The following is an 18424-nucleotide window of genomic DNA, read 5'->3' as shown; positions in this document are numbered from 1 at the left end:
TTTTTTTAATAATTTTCTATAAACACTTCAAAGTATCCTTGTGGATGTATGCATGCTGGACATGCCTTTGGAGCTTCTTTACCTTCATGTATATACCCGCAGTTATTACATTTCCATAATACAGTTTCATCTTTTTTAAATACAGTATTATTTTCTATATTTTCTAATAGTTTTCTATATCTTCTTTCATGTCTTTTTTCAACTTCCCCTATTTTTTCAAATGCGGCTGATATCTCAGGGAATCCTTCTTCTTTAGCTATCTTTGCAAAATTAGGATAATCAACTTCCCATTCCTCATGTTCACCATCAGCAGCAGCTTTTAAATTTTTAGCTGTCTCTTGGTGAAAAGATACTGGATATGAAGCATTTATTTCTATAGGTTCATCCTTAAAATCTTCTTTTAAAAACTTATAAAATCTTTTAGCATGTTCTTTTTCCTGTTCTGCTGTTTCCATAAATATATTAGAAATCTGAACATACCCTTCTTTTTTTGCTATACTTGAGTAATAAGTATATCTTGTTCTTGCTTGTGTTTCACCTGCAAAAGATTTCATTAAGTTTTCAGCTGTTTTTGTTCCCTTTAAAGTCATACTCAATCCCCCATTTCTTATAAATTTAAGTTACTTTTTTCTATGCTAGCATATTATCAATTAATTTTCAATCCATAATTATCCATCATATGTACTTATATCGAATATATAATATAAAATTATAACTGCTTTTAATAATAATTATATTTTTACTCAATTGACATAATATTAACTCTTTAATATACTAAATTTATCAAAATATTTATATAAAACTTAAATAATTACAAAATATAACGCCTCCTATTCAAATATTATTTTTATATAAGTATTTATTTTTTAAATATAATAAACTTCAAGGAGAATTTTAGGCATGTTAAAAAGATTATCATTAGTACAAAAAATTGTTCTTTCTACCTGTATAGTCTTATTGATAACGTTTGCTGTGCTTAACGCTATAGCACTAAAGCAAATTTATAAATACAGTCAAGAACAAGGTGAAACTATTGCATCATTTACCTCTAAGTATAATTCTGAAAAATTAGAGCGACGATTTGAAAAAGTGATAACCATAGCAAAGGACATAGCTAACCAGACTGAAACAATGGTTAGTACAGGAAACCAATCTCGAGAGTTTATATTATCTGTAATGGAAAATACATTAAATTTACATGATGATATTTTTGGTATTGCCGTGTCATATGAGCCAAATAAATTTGATAATAAAGATATAGAACATATAAATAAAGTGGGAAGTAATTCTAAGGGGCAGTTTATGCCTTATATAACTAGAATTGGTGATCATGAATTCTCTACTGAACTTTCATTTTATAGTAACTACTCTGAAAATGAAACTAAATGGTATGATATACCTAAAGAGACTCATGAAATATACCTTACAGAGCCTACTACATATGATGTTCAAGGTAAACCTACTACAATAGCGTCTATTGTCGTTCCTATTATAAGAGATGATAAATTTGTTGGTGTTGTAAGTGTTGATACCTCTTTAGATTACTTACAAAAAGAAATTGAAAAAGTAAGACCTTTAGGCGGATTTAGTGAAATTGTATCGACAGGGGGAATATATGTTGCAAGTGGTGAAAATTTTTCAAAAGTTCTACAAAATGTTTCTAATGATAGCGAATGGAACTCTGTATTAGCTAGAACTACAAAAGGTGAAGAGTTTACAAAATCTGGATTATCTTCTTCTACAAAGGAGAAAGTTTTAGAAGTTTATAGTACTATAAATATAAAAGATACTGATCAATACTGGACTTATGTAAGTATTATACCTTTTAGCAATATTTTAGAAAACTTTAACTTATCTTTTAAAACAATTTTATTTGTTGGATTAATACTTTTTGTATTTATCGTATATGTCAACTACTCTATTATATCTAAAGATCTTTAATTTCTAGTTAAATATGTTTATTTATATAATTATTAAAGAAAAAATTTTGTTGAAAAGGACATTAGTAAAATTATGAGAAATAACGGTGCTTATTATACTTTTGAAAAGATAATCGGAAATAATGAAGAATTAAAAAAGACCGTTGATTTTGCACATAAAGTAGCTCTTAATAACTCTTCTGTATTACTTTTAGGGGAAACCGGTACTGGTAAGGAGTTATTCGCACAAAGTATTCATAATGCTAGTAAATTTTCAAATGGACCTTTTATAGCAGTTAACTGTGCTGCTATCCCAAGTACGTTAATAGAAAGTATTCTATTTGGAACCGCAGAAGGTGCATTTACTGGTGCAAAAAATACTAAAGGACTACTTCATCAAGCTCACAACGGAACTATATTTTTAGATGAAATTAACTCTATGAATTTAGATGCACAATCAAAATTATTGCGTTTTTTACAAGATAAAACTATTCGAAGTGTTGGAGATAATAAACAAACAAAAATACATTGCAGAATTATAAGTGCAATTAATAAGAGTATAGAAGAGGAGATTCACTCTGGTAATATAAGATCAGATTTGTACTATAGACTATCAACTGTAACTATTCGAATCCCTCCTCTTTCTCAGAGAATAGATGATATACCTATACTATCAAATTTCTTTGTCAACAAATATAAATCAGAATTTTGCTCTAATATAAAAAGAATAGATTCTTCTCTTATAGAAAATTTTATGAATTATGATTGGCCCGGAAATGTTCGCGAATTAGAACACGTAATTGAAAGTGCTATGAATATGATAGACTCTGATGATGAAATATTAAAACAAAAACACTTATCTACATATTTACAACAACGTATATTATCTATAGATGCAAGTAATAAAAAAAATAATTCTAATCTTATATTTTCTACTGAAAAAAAATTACATGAAATCTTAGATGATGTTGAGAGACAAGTTATAATTGAAAGATTATCCAAAAATCAGGGAAATATTACACAAACTGCAGAAGATTTGGGTATATTTAGACAAGCTCTTCAATATAGGATAAAAAAATATAAGATAGAAAAAAACGAATATATATAGTATTTTTATTTTAGTAAATTATTAGCTTATAATTTAATGCAATTTAAAAGTGCATGCAATTTATTATTGCATGCACTTTTAAATTGCTAAAAAGCTGTATTTTTCTCATATAGATATGTACTATATTGGAATTTAGCCATTTCTCAAATATTTTTATCAATATTTAAGAAGCAACAATATTTTGCAGTATAAAAATTTATATTTTCTATAAATATATCAAACTATTCTAAAGTCCAGTAATTTCAACATCTTATTTTATTTTTTTATTATTTATAAATTGGCATGTTAGTTGCTATATAAATAATTAGAATGAATTATTGTACATATAGGGGGGGTATTGTATGAATAATTTTGATAATTTAGATTTAAACAGTTTAATAGATATAGAAATTATATCAAAAACACAAAAGCAAATATGTAATCTTTTAGATTTTTCTATAGCTACTACGACTTTTGATGGGAATTTGGTAGATGAGGTATTTAACTGTATATCATTTTGTAAGTTAATACAAAGTTCGCCTAAAGGAAAAGCTTTATGCAAAAAATCTAAATCTACTTTTAATAATACAGTTTCTGAAAGTAGGCAGTGTGGCCTGTATGATTGCCATATGGGATTAAAGAACTTCACAACTCCGATTATAGCTAATAACTTGTTTTTAGGCAGCGTAATCGTCGGTCAATTTTTACTTACTGATGAAGAAGTCAAGAAAAAAGAATTTGATGTAAAAAAATTTTCGAAAAAATTTAATATCTCTGAAAACAAACTGAAAGATTCGATTTCAAAAATTCCTATTATACCAAAGGAAAGATTATCTAAAATCGAAGAAGCATCTTCTCTACTAGCAAATTCTTTTTCTGAAAGATCAATTAAATGTATTACAGAAAAGAAATTACTACGTCAAACTGAAGAAACTTCAAAATTTGAAAATGAATCTAAAAAATTTCAACTAAAAACTTTGGAGGCTCAAATTAATCCTCATTTTTTATTCAATACATTAAACTCTATTGCTAGAATGGCTCTTTTTGAAAATTCTCCTAATACAGAGGAAATGATTTACTGTTTATCAGATTTACTAAGATACAATATAAAGCAAACTGAAGAATTCCCGACAATTGGTGATGAACTAAAAAATATTGAAAGATATTTATTTATCCAAGGTATTAGATATAAAGATCGCCTCAGCTATGATATCGAAGTTCCAGATGAAGTATTAAATTTTAGAATTCCTTCAATGGTTTTACAACCAATTGTTGAAAATTCAATTATACATGGTATTGAACCGAAAGTATCCGGTGGAAAAATATATATAATAGGGGAAATAGATAATGAAAATATTAAAATAACTATTAAAGATAGTGGCGTTGGCATTTCTGTAGAAAAACTTAATAGTATTTTGTGTAACGATAGTTTACCAAGCAATGGCTTAGGTACTAAAAGTTCTCATAATCGCCTAGTCAGTTACTTTGGTTCTAATTATGGCTTAAACATTTCTAGTACCAAAAATGTAGAAACAGTAGTTGAAATTAAGCTTCCATGCTTTAAAGAATTAGTTTTGTAAAACAAAGCTAAATTAATTTTATTTATATATTAAAAAGGGAGGATTAAGTTTATGTGTACTCTTATGATTGTAGAGGATGAATGTATAGAAAGAGAAGCTTTACGCATGATTATATCTAAGGAGTTTAATGGAAAAATAAAGACAATAATAGAGGCAAAAAATGGTGACGAAGCTATCACTAATGCAAAAAAGCATAAACCAGATATTATATTAATGGATATAGGTATACCGGAAATAAATGGTCTTGATGCTCATAAGAAAATAATCTCTTTTTTACCTAATGTTCAAACAATTATTCTTACAGCTTATTCAAGCTTTAATTATGCTCAAGAAGCTTTAAGATTACAGGTAAAAGATTATTTGCTAAAACCAGCTAGAACTTCAATATTAAAAAATTCTATAAATAAAATAATATCGGAAATAAATAAACCATCACTACTAGAAGACTACTTATATATAAATAGATCTCAATCAGATATTATAAGAAAAGCTATTATTTATATGAATAATAATTATCAAAATAAAATTGATCTTCTCTCTGTATCAAACGAAGTTCATGTAAATTCTCAATACTTAAGTAGATTATTTAAAAAAGAAATTGGGATTAGCTATGTAGATTACTTGAATACTATAAGAATAAATAAGGCTTGTAATATGCTATCTAATACAACATATCCTGCATATAGAATTGCCACTGATTCCGGATTTACAGATTCGGCGTATTTTAGTAGAGTATTTACAAAACATACTAAACTTACTCCAAGTCAGTATCGTAGAAAAAATATTACTATAACTAATGGAAATGCTTACATTTAATAAGTTTTATTGGACTTATATTTAATATATCTTTACATAAATATTACTGGAAGTTTTATTTTCCAGTAATATTTTATTTATCTAATTTTTTATATTATCAATAATTTTCACATTTTTCTCTAATACATATTCTTTTGCTAAATCTGTAAATTTCTGATTTTTAGATAAATATATTTTATCTTTACCTAATATATCTTCGCATGTAATGTATTGTGCCTGTGATACATCTACTACTATAGTAGTATCATTTTCAACCACTTCTTTAGCATAAGTTTTATTTATATATATTTCATCAATTTCTTTTTCTAAATCATATATAGCAATTGATTTCATACCTAATTTTTCTGCTTTTTCCTTATATGAAAATAACATTTTATTATAGGCATTGTTTGCATTTATCTTTTTTATTTTTGCAGCTTCAGATTCTGGATTCCAACTAGCATCTAATGATATTACCTTTTTACCCATCATAAGAGCTAACTGTATTGACGTTGTTGCTTTTGTATCTGCTATTCCTAATGCTACTTTCGATAGAGTATTTCGTGTTAAAAATGGTACAATTAAGAAATCAGATTCTTGTATAGATTCTTCTATTTTTTCTATATCCTCTATTCTTGTTGCTATATTATCTATTTTTTCTATATCTATAATTTTTGTGCTATTCTCAGATTCTATATATTCATATTTAATATCTTTTTTCTTTTTAAGTATTTCAAATATTTCATTAGAGTACACGTTTCCACCAGTTATAATAATTAGAGCTTTCTTATTTGAATGTTCACTTAAAAGTTTTTCTATTATTTTTTTTATTTTATATTCATCCATACAATCGCCTCTTTTTTATAATGATAAGTGCTTTATTTCAACACTATCTCCTGATGATAATCCACAAGCATTTGCTTCATCTACATCTAAATGACATTCTAATGAAAAACCTGAGTGTACTCTAACTAAGACTTCTCCAAAAGCTACTTTTCGTTCTCCTGTTGTAACGATGCTTACAGTTTGACCATTAAATACATTAAATTTATTTGCTTCATCTGTATTCATATGAATATGCCTTTTAGCTATTATAACTTTTTCTTTTAATATAATACTACCTTTCGGTCCTATAACACACATATTTCCTGATCCTTTTAGATTTCCAGATTCTCTAACTGGACACTTAACTCCTAATGTAAATCCATCTGTCTTAGATATCTCAAGTTGACTTTCTTCACGTACTGGACCTAGTACACGTACATTGGATAAATACCCTTTAGGACCTGCTATAGAAACTACTTCATTTGCAGCATACTGACATGGTTGTTTTAATTGTTTTAGCTCATTTAATTTATATCCTTTTCCAAATAGAGTTTCTAAATCTTCTTGGCTTAAATGTATATGCCTGTTAGATACTCCAACAGGTATATATTGTTTCTCTTTATCTTCACTTGATTTTTCTTTTATAAAATCAGCTATCATTTTAACTAGCTCTGTATGTTTTAAATTATTATCCATATGCTTAATATCCTTTCCTATCGTTTAAATATAAGCTTATTTCTTACTTTTTTTGCATTTAACTACTTTGTCATCGTTTTCTAATTTATCTTTACTTATTGAATTATCTTTTGATTTTTTATTATCTTCTTTTTTAATATCCTTCTGATTTTTTTCTAATTTTACTTCTTTAGTACTATCTTCTATCTTGATTTCTTCCTGCTTCTCTTCCATTTTGTTTTTTTGTATATTATCTTCTTTATTTATTTCATCTTGCTTCTTTTCTACTTTATTATCTTGTATACTAGGTTCTATCTTAATCTCTTCCTGTTTTTCCTTTATTTTATCTTCTTTATTTTTTTCTTTCTTTATATCTTTTTTATTTATTTTTTCTTGTTTTTCTTCTAACTTAGTTTTTTTATCTTTTTGTGGTATAAGCATCTTTAATACAGATTTATCTGTACGTGCTATGACATCTACTGTTAAAACTTTTCCTATTTTCTTCGCTGCATCAGAACCGGATTCTACTGCTGATTTTACAGCACCTACATCTCCTGTAACTACTACAGCAATTATTCCAGATCTAACTTTATGGTATTTATTCCCTACTATTTCAACATTAGCTGATTTAAGCATGACATCCGCAGCTTCAATTGCTGCTATTAATCCTTTTGTTTCAATCATTCCTATTGCATTTTGAGACAACTCAATTTCCTCCTTTTATCTTTTCATTAGTAAAAAAAACGAAAAGATCTTAAGCTAATACTTTAGTTAAAGATTTTTTCGTCTTTGTTATTAAGAAAACCTTAGTGCTTTACTACTTGAGTAGGTAAGTCAAATTCTTTTATAAAATCTTCAATTTTTTCTAGCTCTCTTTGTGAATAAGTTAAATCTTCTTTAATAGAATATTCTTTATCTAATTGTTGGTATTTATTAACTCCCAACTTATGGTATGGTAATATTTCAATACCTTTTAGATTTTTGCCTTCACTAATTTTATTTATAAATTTCATAGCACCCTTAAGTGCCCATTCTTGATCATTTAATCCTTTTACCATCGGCATTCGAACTGTTATGTTAGCTCCTATATTAAATAGTTTAGCCATATTAGTAAGTATTTTATAGTTGTTTACTCCAACTAAATTTTTATGTTCATCTGGGTCTATATGTTTTAAGTCATACAAGAATAAATCTACATATTTACTTAGTTCTCTATATATTTCCCAACTAGCTTGACCACAAGTTTCAATAGCAGTATGAATCCCACGAGATTTACAAGCCTTTAATATCTCTAGTGCAAATTCTGGTTGAGATGCTACCTCACCTCCGCTAAGTGTAACTCCCCCTCCAGATGTAATATAAAATAAACTATCTTGCTCTATAATATTAATTATCTCACCTACAGTTTTTTCTTCACCTGCTATACGTACCGCTTCACTAGGACAATTGTATTGACATAGCTTGCATCCATCGCACTTTGTTTGTCTATCTATCTCATGTACTACTTTTCCATCATGTGCTTTTTTGATATTATGTATTCCCTTACTACAAAATGAAACGCATTTACCACATTTTTTACATCTATCATTTACATACATAATATCAAAGTTTTTTGAAATCCCCTCTGGATTAGAGCACCATTTACATTTTAGAGGACATCCCTTAATAAATATTATGGTTCTAACTCCTGGACCATCATAAATAGAGTATTTTTGTGTATTAAATATAATTCCTTTTTTGTCTAGTTCAAGTTCCATTATTGTGCTCTCCAAGACTTAGGAAGATATTTTTTTAGTAAGTTACTACCCTCTGCATTTATAGTATAGTAAATACATAATTCATGATTTTTATTAAACTCTACTTTTGTATCATCAAGTAATCCATTTTCTTTCATTGATATTAAGTCTTCTACAATTAAATCTCTTTTAAAATATTTTTCTGATCCATATTCATTTTTTAGACTTTCCATCACTTCATCCACAGAGGCTTCCTTTATCTGAGAAAAGAAGTGTAATACTCTAAATCTCATGGGTAACATTTGTTTCATATTTTATGCCTCCTTCTTTCCAAACATTTCTCTTGGGTCTATTGCAACTAATATTGCTCCTACTAATACTAATATAGCTCCAATTATTAACGTTTTAGTTATCTCTACATCTCCTAAGAAGTAGCTAAACATTATTCCCCACATTACGTATGTACTATTTAAAGCCATACCTTGAGCAACACCACTCATACTGTTACATTTATACCAAGTTAAGAATGATACTGCTGCAGCTAAAGCCGCAATTGCTATAATAAGTACTGTGACTGGTGAAGCAAGAACTTTACCTAACATACCAAATCCACCAATTATAGGTAGTATTATTACTAAAAATACTATTCCTGAAGTTGCCTGACGTATATTTATAGCTATTTTAGGATCTATTACCGCTGTACCAAATGCTGATAGTGTACCTTCAGCTCCCCATCCAAATGCCGCTATAAAAGCACATAATACACCTATATAGAAATGGGGGTTTGCATCTCCTTCAGGAGGTGTATAACCTATAACTATCGCTCCTAATACGCATATTACCATACCTATAACAACACGTTTTGTAACTTTTTGCTTTAAGAATATTCTAGCTAATATAGCTCCTACAACTGGGAAAAGTGCTGATACTGGAATAGCATATGCTGCTCCAGCAAATTGAATCCCCATTAAGTAGGCTGCATTAGCTATCGGTCCTCCCATAAGTGCTGCTAAACATACCATTAAACCTGGAAATGTTTTCAAACTACGCCATATTTCTTTTGATCTTCCTTGTGCTATGTTGTAAAATAATAGCCATAATGCTGCTATACTATCATTTATAGCTGCCCCAACTAGCGGTGCTACAACTATACTAACTCCATTAGTAAAAGGTGCCATAGCTAAAGCGACACCTAATACTGCACTATGAAGTCCGAAAGTAATCCCTGAAAATATACCTATAGCAGAACCTTTTTTAGCAAAGTTCGCTTGCATTTTCTTTTGAGCTATTATTGCTTCATTACTCCCTATTGCTTGCATAATGTTTCCTCCATGTTATTTTCTAATATTAAAAGCTATCTAGTACTGTACGACTTATTATTTCATCTTGAACTTCTTTGCATAGCTCTACAAAATATGCGCTATATCCTGCAACACGTATAATTAAATCTCTATATTTTTCTGGCTCTTTTTGAGCTTTCTTTAATATCTCATTATCAGCATAACTAAATTGCATCTGCGCATTTCCTAGTATAGAAGCTGTACGTAATAAAGTTATTAGGCCATTTTCACCTTCTGGTGTTTCAAGTATGCCTTTTAATAACTTAAAATTATGAACCATACCTATATTCATATCTTCAACGTTCATCTTACTTACAGATTTAATTATAGCTGTAGGCCCACAGTTATCTGCTCCTTGAGTCGGACTTATACCATCTGAAAGTGGAGTCCATGCTAAACGCCCATTTGGAGTTGCTCCAGTTAATTCTCCTATTGGAGTATTATTAGATATTGATAAAGTACCATGGCTTAATTTTGAATATAGCATATTGTACTTTCTATGACTTCTTTCTGTCCAGTTTACTATATCTGCCGCTATTCTATCTGCATAGTCATTGTCATTTCCATATTTAGGCGCATTTAAACAATCTTGTCTTAACTCTTCGTATCCTTCAAAGTTAGCATCTAAAGCTTGTTTTATTTCCTCAAGAGTGTATTTTTTATCATCAAATACTAATTTCTTTATAGCTGCCATAGAGTCAGCATATGTTGCTAATCCTGACCATATTAGTCCTGGACCATAATTTACTACAGCTCCTCCATGAGTAACATCAGTACCTTTCTCCATACAACCTTCCACAAACAGTGACATTAATGGTTTTGGTGCAATATCTCTATGTACTCTTTGGCTTATAACTGTTCCTATCGCTGATAATCTAGTTATATGCTCTATTTGTTCTTTAACTGCTTCTTCAAATTTTTCATAAGTTGTGAAGTTGCTTAAGTCACCCGTATCTATACCTTGTTTAGTACCGTGCCATTTCATAACACCACGATCTAGTACAAACTCTATAGCAATTGGCCATTGAGTATATCCAGTAGAAGTCCACTGATATATACGTCCTGATTTTTGAGGCTCAACACAACCCATTAAACAATAATCCCTTGCATCTTCCATGCTAAAACCTTTGCTTAACATCATTTTTATATGAGCATCATCAAAGTGACAAGCTGGGAATCCTAGGCCTGCTTTTACAACTTCTACTATTTTCTTTAAGTATTCTTGTGGTGATTGATTATGTATACGGCAAGCTAAAGAAGGTTGATATACTTTTACATGTTTTACAGCATCCATAATTAAGTAAGTTAAATCATTAGTTGCATCTCCACCACTACGTTTTTGTCCACCTATTGTCAAGTTTACAAATGGTTGATATCCAGCAAAGAACTTAGCTCCACCTTCACTTGATAACCACATCATTTCAGAACATTTTATTAGGAAGCACCCCATCAACTCAAAAGCTTCTTCTCTAGTTACTTTTCCAGAGTTTATGTCAGATTCATATAATGGATATACATACTGGTCAAGACGTCCTAATGAAAGACCTGTTTGATTTTCTTCTATTACAAATAATGATTCAACTGTCCATACACTCTGTAGAGCTTCTTGGAAAGTTCTTGGAGGATTAGCTGGAACATGAGCATTTACTTCTGCTATTTTTAATAATTCAGCTTTTCTTTTAGGATCTAATTCCTGTATAGCTAGTTCTGTTGCATAATCAGATAATCTCTTAGCATAAGACATTACACCTTCACAAGATTCTATAGCTGCTTTATAGAAATAAATCTTATCTATATCTTCTGGATTTTCCATAGATAATTTAGCTAAATTAGCTTCCGCTTCTGCTTTTATCCCATTCATACCTTTTTTGATTAATATTATGTCATATCCTGGACAAGTATCTCCTCCGCCATTTATTTGATGATAAGAAAGGTCACTTACAAATGCTTCGCCAGAAAACTCCCAAAGTCCAGCTTCTTCATATTGTGTTTGACATATTTCATCTACCGAACGCCCTTCCCAGAATGGGAATATTTCTTCTCTCATTACCTTTTTATCTTCTCCTGCTATTATAAAAGGATCTTGAGGACGAGCATGTATAGTTTCTAACTCATCTTTAACCCAACGCCAAGCTATATCAGGAGAAAATGCTCCAGCTCTTGCCTTTCCACAAGGATGTCCAACTATTAATTCATCATTTTGAATTAATAATGGTGCTTGTTCACAAGCTCTTCTAAATGCTTTAGCTCTTAACATTATAGTTGGCATTCCTGGATTTTCTTTTGTTACTTCAGTAAATGCTTTAGCCCTTACTATAGAAACACTTGGCTTAGTTTCTAAATATCTTTCTTTTAATTTTTTTAATCTTCCTTTAAGCCCATCTTTGCTACTTTCAACTAAATCGTTTTTATTTTTACTTATATCTCCATTAAATAACCTTATACAAAGTGATTGTTCATCAGCTAAAATATTCTTTGATGCAGCTAAACACATAGCTGATAAATCATTTATTAAAAGATTTTTATCTTCTATTTTTCCACCTTTATAAAGATGTTCAAACATTGGATATCCTTCAAATTTTCTTTGTTGTCTTACTTCGCTTATTTCAGCAAGCTTTATCCAAAGACATTCAACTATTTCATAAGCTTCTTCTTTTGTTATCTTATTAGCTTTTAAATCTGATTCATAATAAGGATATAAACATTTATCAAATCCGCCTGGAGAAACTGAATAGCTACCTGATTCAATTTGTAATATTAATTGGAATAAGTAAAAAGATTGGCATGCTTCTTTAAAGCTTTCTGCTGGATATGCCGGTACTTTTCTACACATTTGTGCTATTTCAAGTAATTCTTGTTTTCTGTATGGATTTTGTTCAGTAAGTGACCAATCATATGCCTTTTGTGCAAATCTTTCTGAAAAATTAATAGCAGAGTCACAAGCTATTACAGATGCTTTGAAGAAATTATATTGCTCAACTTCATATCCATTCTTTGGAGAACCTATTTCTTCAAGTTTTTTAAGTGCATCTTGTTTTATATTTAAAAATCCTTTACTTAAAACGGTCTTATAGTTTGGTGAATAATGTTTTTCTCCATCACACTCTACTGATTCTGATATAAATGAATATATAGATGAGTTACCTATTACATCAAAAGAATTTTGTAATCCAAACATTTCATTTTTTTGTTCTATTGAAAACTCTGGAAACATTGGAGAACATCTAGGTTTTTTAGCTTGATTTCCTACTATTAATTCATCTATCCCTATCCATATTGTCATTTCATTTAATACTTTATTTAATATCTTTGCTTTTTTTAATATGCCAGATTCATTTGATAATTCTTGATATGCATCAGTAACTAATTTTGCTCTTTCAGTACAAATACCAGGTTCATTTGCTAAAAATCTTTGTTTTAGTACCTTACCTCTTGGTGACATACTTTGATTAAACATTTTTGATTCACTCCTTTTTTAATTACCTTGGAAGACATCTATATATAATTTTTTTATATCTTCAATTGACGGTTTCCTTGGATTTGTGACTGTACAACTATCATTTATCGCAAGTGTTGATAAAGTTTCTAATTCCTTTATAAACACATCTTTTTCTATATTTAAATTACATATACCAACAGGCATATTCATCTCATTTTTTAATACTTGTATAGCTTTAATTAAATTTCTAGTTCCTTCTTCTGCATTTCTACTAGGCAAATTTAATAATTTTGCTAAATAAGCATACTTTTCAGCCGCTAAACTCTTAGCTCCATTTTCTAAATCTGCATTATATGCTACTATATATGGAAGTAATAACGCATTTGCTCTGCCATGAGGTATATGGAATGTTCCACCTAAAGCATGCGCTAAACTGTGATTAATCCCTAATGATGCATTTGTAAATGCCATACCTGCTATGCACGAAGCATTATGCATCTTCTCTCTAGCATTTTTATTTAATCCATCTCTATATGCATCTAGTAAGTAATCGAAAACTAGTTTAACTGATTTTTCAGCTAATGCATCCGTAAATTCACTAGCGTCAGTTGATACATATGCCTCTAGAGCATGGCATAAAACATCCATACCTGTATCAGCAGTAATACTCGCTGGTACTGATTCAACAAAGATTGGATCTAAAATAGCAACATCTGGTAACATCCATTCATCTACAAGAGCAAGTTTTTCATCTCCTATTTTTATAACTGAGAAAGAGGTTACTTCAGATCCTGTTCCGCTAGTTGATGGTATTGCTATAAAGTTTGGCTTTTTAAATTCTTCTTTTTTAGATTCTTTTAATTTCCATAAACAATATAGTATCCCTTTTGTTGTATCTATAACTGATCCTCCTCCTAATGCTATTACTACATCAGGATTTACATCAGACATTTTTTTCATTCCCTCTACAATCATTTTTATATCTGGGTCTGGCTTTACATCTGAAAATACATTACAAGTAATTTTATTTTCACTAAGAGTATTTATAATTTTATCTACAAAACCTAATTGTTTCATAACTCCATCTGTTACTATAAAGGCTCTATTACCCTTTAAATTACTTAAGTATTCGATAGAGTTTCTATTAAAATAAACCTTTGGCTCTATTGAAAATTGGTTCATCATAATATAATCCTTCTTCCCACTAATTATCTAGCTGTATATTTTCTACTATAGCTACAATTGACATATCCTGATATAGCTCTTGGTATGAGTCTTTTCTTTCATTTGTAGCACTATCTCCAACTAAAACTATGTCTCCTTGCCCTGCTCCTACTTTATCAACGGCTACATAGGTTATTCCTTCTTTTAAATTTTGAAATTCATCAATTTTACTTACTAAAAGAAGTTTTGCTCCCATTAAATCAGGAGTTTTTTGATTTGATATAACTCGCCCTACAACTTTTGCTAAAATCATCTTATTACTCCTTAGAATTTTTGAATTTAAATTATTTTTTAATTCAGCTAATACTTCTCTTAATAAGCGTTCTACTTGCTCTTCGCTTATATCTGAATTTACATTATCACAAGTATTATCTATATTTGAACTTGTAAATCTTGTATCTTCCTGTGTATATGCTACTTCATTCATTACAAATCTTGTATCTGCTTGTGCAAATCTTGAATCATTCATCATAAATCTTGTATCCACTTGTTTGCATACTGTGTTATATGGTCTTAATTCTTCTAATTCTTTTACTCCATATGCAACTTTTTTAATATTTATAAGATCTAATGGTCCTATATTGTTTGACGCTGAGCTTCCACCTATTGCACCACAACCTAGTGTCAATGCAGGATTTAAATTAGTTGAACCACCTATACCTCCAAGTGCTGATGGAGTATTTATAAGTATTCTAGATGCTGGTATTTCAACTGCAAATTTCTTTACTAACTCATCATTATTTATATGCATTGAGAAAGTATGACCTGCTCCCTCATTTAATAATATTTCTTTACACTTTTCACAAATTTTTTCTACATTTTCTTCTACATAGAACGTAAGTATTGGGGCAAGTTTTTCTCTTGAATATGGTACATCATGTCCAACCCTAGATTCTTTTGCAACTAAAACTTTTGCACTTTGAGGAATATTTTTTAGTCCAGATAATTCACATATAACTTCTACACTTTTTCCAACTATTTGTGGATTCATAGTTCCATTTGACCTCATTATAAACTTAGAAAGTTGATCGCTTTCTTCTTTTGTTAGTATATAAGCTCCTTGAGATTTAAGCTCTGCTATAACTATACCTTCCATTGACTTTTCAACAATTACTGATTGTTCTGATGCACATATTACTCCATTATCAAAAGTCTTAGAATCTATTATTCTCTTAACAGCTAGCTTAACATCTGCACTCTTGTCTATAAATGCAGGTCCATTTCCAGGTCCTACTCCTATAGCTGGTGTTCCTGATGAGTAAGCAGCCCTAACCATTGCTTCTCCACCTGTTGCCAATATTAATGATGTATCTTTATGTTTCATTAATTCATTAGTTGCTTGTATTGAAGGCGTTTTAATACAAGTTATTGCTCCTTCTGGGCAACCTGCCTTTTTAGCGGCTTCTACTATTATACTTACAGTCTCCAGTATTGATTTCTTTGCATTTGGATGCGGTGATAGCACTATTGCATTTCCTGCTTTTATAGAAATCATTGATTTATATATAACTGTAGATGTTGGATTTGTTGAAGGTATAAGAGCTGCTACAACTCCAACCGGAGTAGCTATATCTATAGTTTTATTAAGTTTATCCTCTCCTACTATTCCAATTGTTTTAGTATCTTTTAATGATTCATAAACTCCCTTTGATGCAAATATATTTTTTACTATTTTGTCTTCCCATTTGCCAAATCCAGTCTCTTCATTAGCCATTTTTGCAAGCTTCTCAGCATTTTCATATGCTGCATCAGCTATAGCTTTAACTATTTCATCGATTTGAGTTTGGCTCATTTTAACTAACTGTTTTTGTACCTCTTTAGCTGTTTTTACTAGTTCTCTAACTTCTTGAATAGATTGTAAATCCTTATCTAAAAGAAACATAATTCTTACCTCTTTCCACCTTATATTGTTTAAATTGTTGAATTTTCTATAGATACTGGCTTTTGTCCCATAGATTCTAATATATTGAATCCAACTTCTTTAGCTGATATAACAGCCTGTTTAACTGCTGCTGAGTCTCCAGTTAAAACGACCATTATTTGGTTTGAATACCCTGATGAATTTACATCTATATACTTAACTACATCAACACTTGCAGTTTTTATAGCAGTGTCAGCCATAACAATTCCTATTGCAGCTGGTGCTCCAACTACAATCCCTACAGAGTGTCCTTCTTTTGCTCCATAAGCTGCCTCTAAAGCTAGGCTTGCTCTTGCAGTGTAGTGTACTTCCACATGACCTGTATCACATACATGGACATCTCCAATATGCTTTTTTACCGATTCTAACATAATCTCTACCGCACGACGTGCATCTGATACATCATAGGCTGCAAAAACAATAGTTGCTCCTCTACCTGCTCCGCCTTTCATATCACGAGCAAATTGAATAGATGCGATTTCTGTGTTTGTAGCTTTGACTGCCTCATCTGCAGCCCAGATATGAGATTCTCCCCCTTGCCTAGCGCTAATTAGGCCAACTGAACGAAAATTTTCGTTCAGTCCCATTTGATTTCTTAGTTCAGAGTCTAAATTAGCAATTACTAGGCCAACTGTATCGCCAACCGTGCACCCTACAAACTCTGTAATAGAGGTAATTTTCTCGTTGTTTTGTCCATTAATTACCTTATCTAAAATCTCTGGATTCATTCTTATTCAGCACCTTCTTCAATTTTAAGATTGTGCTGAGCTAATATTCTTTCTATGTCAGTATGTGGACGTGCTATTACATGTGAAGTTATTACTTCTCCTACATTTTTACCAGCTGCAAGACCTGCTTCTACAGAAGCTTTTACTGCTCCTACGTCTCCTCTAACCATTACTGTAACCATTCCAGAACCTATATTTTCATATCCTATTAAAGCTACATTAGCGGCTTTAACCATAGCATCTGCTGCCTCTATTGATGTTACTAATCCTTTTGTTTCTATCATTCCTAATGCTTCTTGTCTCATTATAATAACCTCCTGATTTTTATATCTATTTTATTAATTAATAATTTAGTTTTTTAACTATTAAATCTGATAGTTAACTAGTATATGGTCAATATCAGTATGTGGACGTGCTATAACTTGCGTAGATATTATCTCACCTATTTTTTGAGCTGCACAAACGCCTGCATCTACTGCAGCTTTTACTGCTCCTACATCCCCTCTAACCATTACTGTTATTAATCCTGAACCAACATTTTCATATCCTATTAATAAAACATTAGCTGCTTTAGCCATAGCATCTGCTGCTTCTATTGCTGCTACAAGTCCAAGTGTCTCAATCATTCCTAGTGCTTCTTGTCGCATAATATCCTCCTAAACTTTTTATTATTTTTATAATAAATGTTTTTCTACTGATGAAACTAAACCTTGCATTTTTTCAATTTCATTATGTGGACGTGCTATTACATGTGTAGATACTATTTCTCCTACATTTTTAGCGGCTGAAACACCAGCTTCTACAGAAGCTTTTACTGCTCCTACATCTCCTCTGACCATTACTGTTATTAGACCTGAACCAATTTTTTCATAGCCAACTAGTACAACGTTTGCCGATTTAACCATAGCATCTGCTGCCTCTATTGCTGCCACTAGCCCTTTTGTTTCTATCATTCCTAATGCATCTCCCATGACTTTACCTCCTTAGTTATAAATTTCTTACTTACAATTTAATTTTATAGCAATTTATTGCGCTAATATTTCAATATCTATATATATTTTTGTAATATTTCGTCATGTGAAAACGATTGTTAATTGTAATATTTATACTTTTTTACTTTTTCATAGAGTTTAACATTTAGAACATAAAAAATAG

At 30.3% G+C, this 18424-nt stretch carries 18 protein-coding genes; 4 read left to right on the top strand and 14 right to left on the bottom strand.

All coding sequences use genetic code 11. From position 1 onward, the window contains the following. Nucleotides 1–5: 5 nt before the first annotated feature. On the bottom strand, nucleotides 6–590 hold the full coding sequence (gene rbr, locus BN899_RS06520; RefSeq protein ID WP_042273934.1) for a rubrerythrin: 585 nt from the start codon (nucleotides 588–590) through the stop codon (nucleotides 6–8). A gap of 310 nt (nucleotides 591–900) precedes the next feature. On the opposite strand from rbr, the gene BN899_RS06515 reads away from it, so the two are divergent. The 4 genes from BN899_RS06515 to BN899_RS06500 all read left to right on the top strand — a co-directional run bounded on the left by BN899_RS06515 (nucleotide 901) and on the right by BN899_RS06500 (nucleotide 5402). Next, nucleotides 901–1941, top strand: a complete 1041-nt coding sequence (locus BN899_RS06515; protein ID WP_052356682.1) for a cache domain-containing protein — start codon at nucleotides 901–903, stop codon at nucleotides 1939–1941. 72 nt (nucleotides 1942–2013) lie between these two features. Further along, nucleotides 2014–3027 carry a sigma-54 interaction domain-containing protein gene (locus BN899_RS06510; protein ID WP_052356680.1) on the top strand — a complete coding sequence of 338 codons (1014 nt, stop codon included), beginning with the start codon at nucleotides 2014–2016 and terminating at the stop codon, nucleotides 3025–3027. 341 nt (nucleotides 3028–3368) lie between these two features. Next, nucleotides 3369–4586, top strand: a complete 1218-nt coding sequence (locus tag BN899_RS06505) for a PocR ligand-binding domain-containing protein (protein ID WP_042273933.1) — start codon at nucleotides 3369–3371, stop codon at nucleotides 4584–4586. Nucleotides 4587–4637: 51 nt separating this feature from the next. Next, nucleotides 4638–5402: a response regulator transcription factor gene (locus BN899_RS06500; RefSeq protein ID WP_042273930.1), complete on the top strand. Its 765-nt coding sequence runs from the start codon at nucleotides 4638–4640 to the stop codon at nucleotides 5400–5402. An 81-nt stretch (nucleotides 5403–5483) separates the two neighbouring features. Here the strand turns inward: BN899_RS06500 and BN899_RS06495 are convergent, their stop codons facing one another. The 13 genes from BN899_RS06495 to BN899_RS06435 all read right to left on the bottom strand — a co-directional run bounded on the left by BN899_RS06495 (nucleotide 5484) and on the right by BN899_RS06435 (nucleotide 18240). Beyond that, on the bottom strand, nucleotides 5484–6227 hold the full coding sequence (locus BN899_RS06495) for a flavoprotein (RefSeq protein ID WP_042273929.1): 744 nt from the start codon (nucleotides 6225–6227) through the stop codon (nucleotides 5484–5486). A 15-nt stretch (nucleotides 6228–6242) separates the two neighbouring features. Beyond that, the gene (locus BN899_RS06490) at nucleotides 6243–6902 is read right to left on the bottom strand and encodes a phosphate propanoyltransferase (protein WP_052356678.1); all 660 of its coding nucleotides are present in this window, start codon (nucleotides 6900–6902) and stop codon (nucleotides 6243–6245) included. Nucleotides 6903–6938: 36 nt separating this feature from the next. Continuing rightward, on the bottom strand, nucleotides 6939–7586 hold the full coding sequence (locus BN899_RS21060; RefSeq protein WP_071162436.1) for a BMC domain-containing protein: 648 nt from the start codon (nucleotides 7584–7586) through the stop codon (nucleotides 6939–6941). Between the two features lie 101 nt (nucleotides 7587–7687). Next, the gene (cutD, locus tag BN899_RS06480) at nucleotides 7688–8638 is read right to left on the bottom strand and encodes a choline TMA-lyase-activating enzyme (protein WP_052356676.1); all 951 of its coding nucleotides are present in this window, start codon (nucleotides 8636–8638) and stop codon (nucleotides 7688–7690) included. Then, nucleotides 8638–8928, bottom strand: a complete 291-nt coding sequence (locus tag BN899_RS06475; protein ID WP_042273925.1) for a hypothetical protein — start codon at nucleotides 8926–8928, stop codon at nucleotides 8638–8640. The genes cutD and BN899_RS06475 overlap by 1 nt, the downstream gene beginning before the upstream one ends. 3 nt (nucleotides 8929–8931) lie before the next feature. After that, nucleotides 8932–9936 carry a DMT family transporter gene (locus BN899_RS06470; protein WP_052356674.1) on the bottom strand — a complete coding sequence of 335 codons (1005 nt, stop codon included), beginning with the start codon at nucleotides 9934–9936 and terminating at the stop codon, nucleotides 8932–8934. A 28-nt stretch (nucleotides 9937–9964) separates the two neighbouring features. Then, on the bottom strand, nucleotides 9965–13414 hold the full coding sequence (cutC, locus tag BN899_RS06465) for a choline trimethylamine-lyase (RefSeq protein ID WP_042273922.1): 3450 nt from the start codon (nucleotides 13412–13414) through the stop codon (nucleotides 9965–9967). A gap of 18 nt (nucleotides 13415–13432) precedes the next feature. Next, entirely contained in the window at nucleotides 13433–14581 is a 1149-nt protein-coding gene (locus BN899_RS06460) for a 1-propanol dehydrogenase PduQ (RefSeq protein WP_330362474.1), read from the bottom strand. A 19-nt stretch (nucleotides 14582–14600) separates the two neighbouring features. Next, nucleotides 14601–16502 carry an acetaldehyde dehydrogenase (acetylating) gene (locus BN899_RS06455; protein WP_052356672.1) on the bottom strand — a complete coding sequence of 634 codons (1902 nt, stop codon included), beginning with the start codon at nucleotides 16500–16502 and terminating at the stop codon, nucleotides 14601–14603. Nucleotides 16503–16531: 29 nt separating this feature from the next. Next, a complete protein-coding gene (pduB, locus tag BN899_RS06450; protein WP_042273920.1) occupies nucleotides 16532–17269 on the bottom strand; it encodes a propanediol utilization microcompartment protein PduB in 738 nt (245 codons plus the stop codon). Nucleotides 17270–17271: 2 nt separating this feature from the next. Further along, the gene (locus BN899_RS06445) at nucleotides 17272–17574 is read right to left on the bottom strand and encodes a BMC domain-containing protein (RefSeq protein ID WP_042273919.1); all 303 of its coding nucleotides are present in this window, start codon (nucleotides 17572–17574) and stop codon (nucleotides 17272–17274) included. Between the two features lie 60 nt (nucleotides 17575–17634). Continuing rightward, nucleotides 17635–17916: a BMC domain-containing protein gene (locus tag BN899_RS06440; protein WP_042273916.1), complete on the bottom strand. Its 282-nt coding sequence runs from the start codon at nucleotides 17914–17916 to the stop codon at nucleotides 17635–17637. Nucleotides 17917–17943: 27 nt separating this feature from the next. Further along, complete coding sequence (locus BN899_RS06435; protein ID WP_042273915.1) at nucleotides 17944–18240, bottom strand: BMC domain-containing protein; 297 nt, start codon at nucleotides 18238–18240, stop codon at nucleotides 17944–17946. Nucleotides 18241–18424: the final 184 nt, after the last annotated feature.

The sequence above is a fragment of the Faecalimicrobium dakarense genome, assembly GCF_000499525.1.
GTDB lineage: Bacteria > Bacillota > Clostridia > Peptostreptococcales > Peptostreptococcaceae > Faecalimicrobium > Faecalimicrobium dakarense.
The sequence above is the reverse complement of the archived record's forward strand: the minus strand, read 5'-3'. Positions and strand labels throughout refer to the sequence as shown.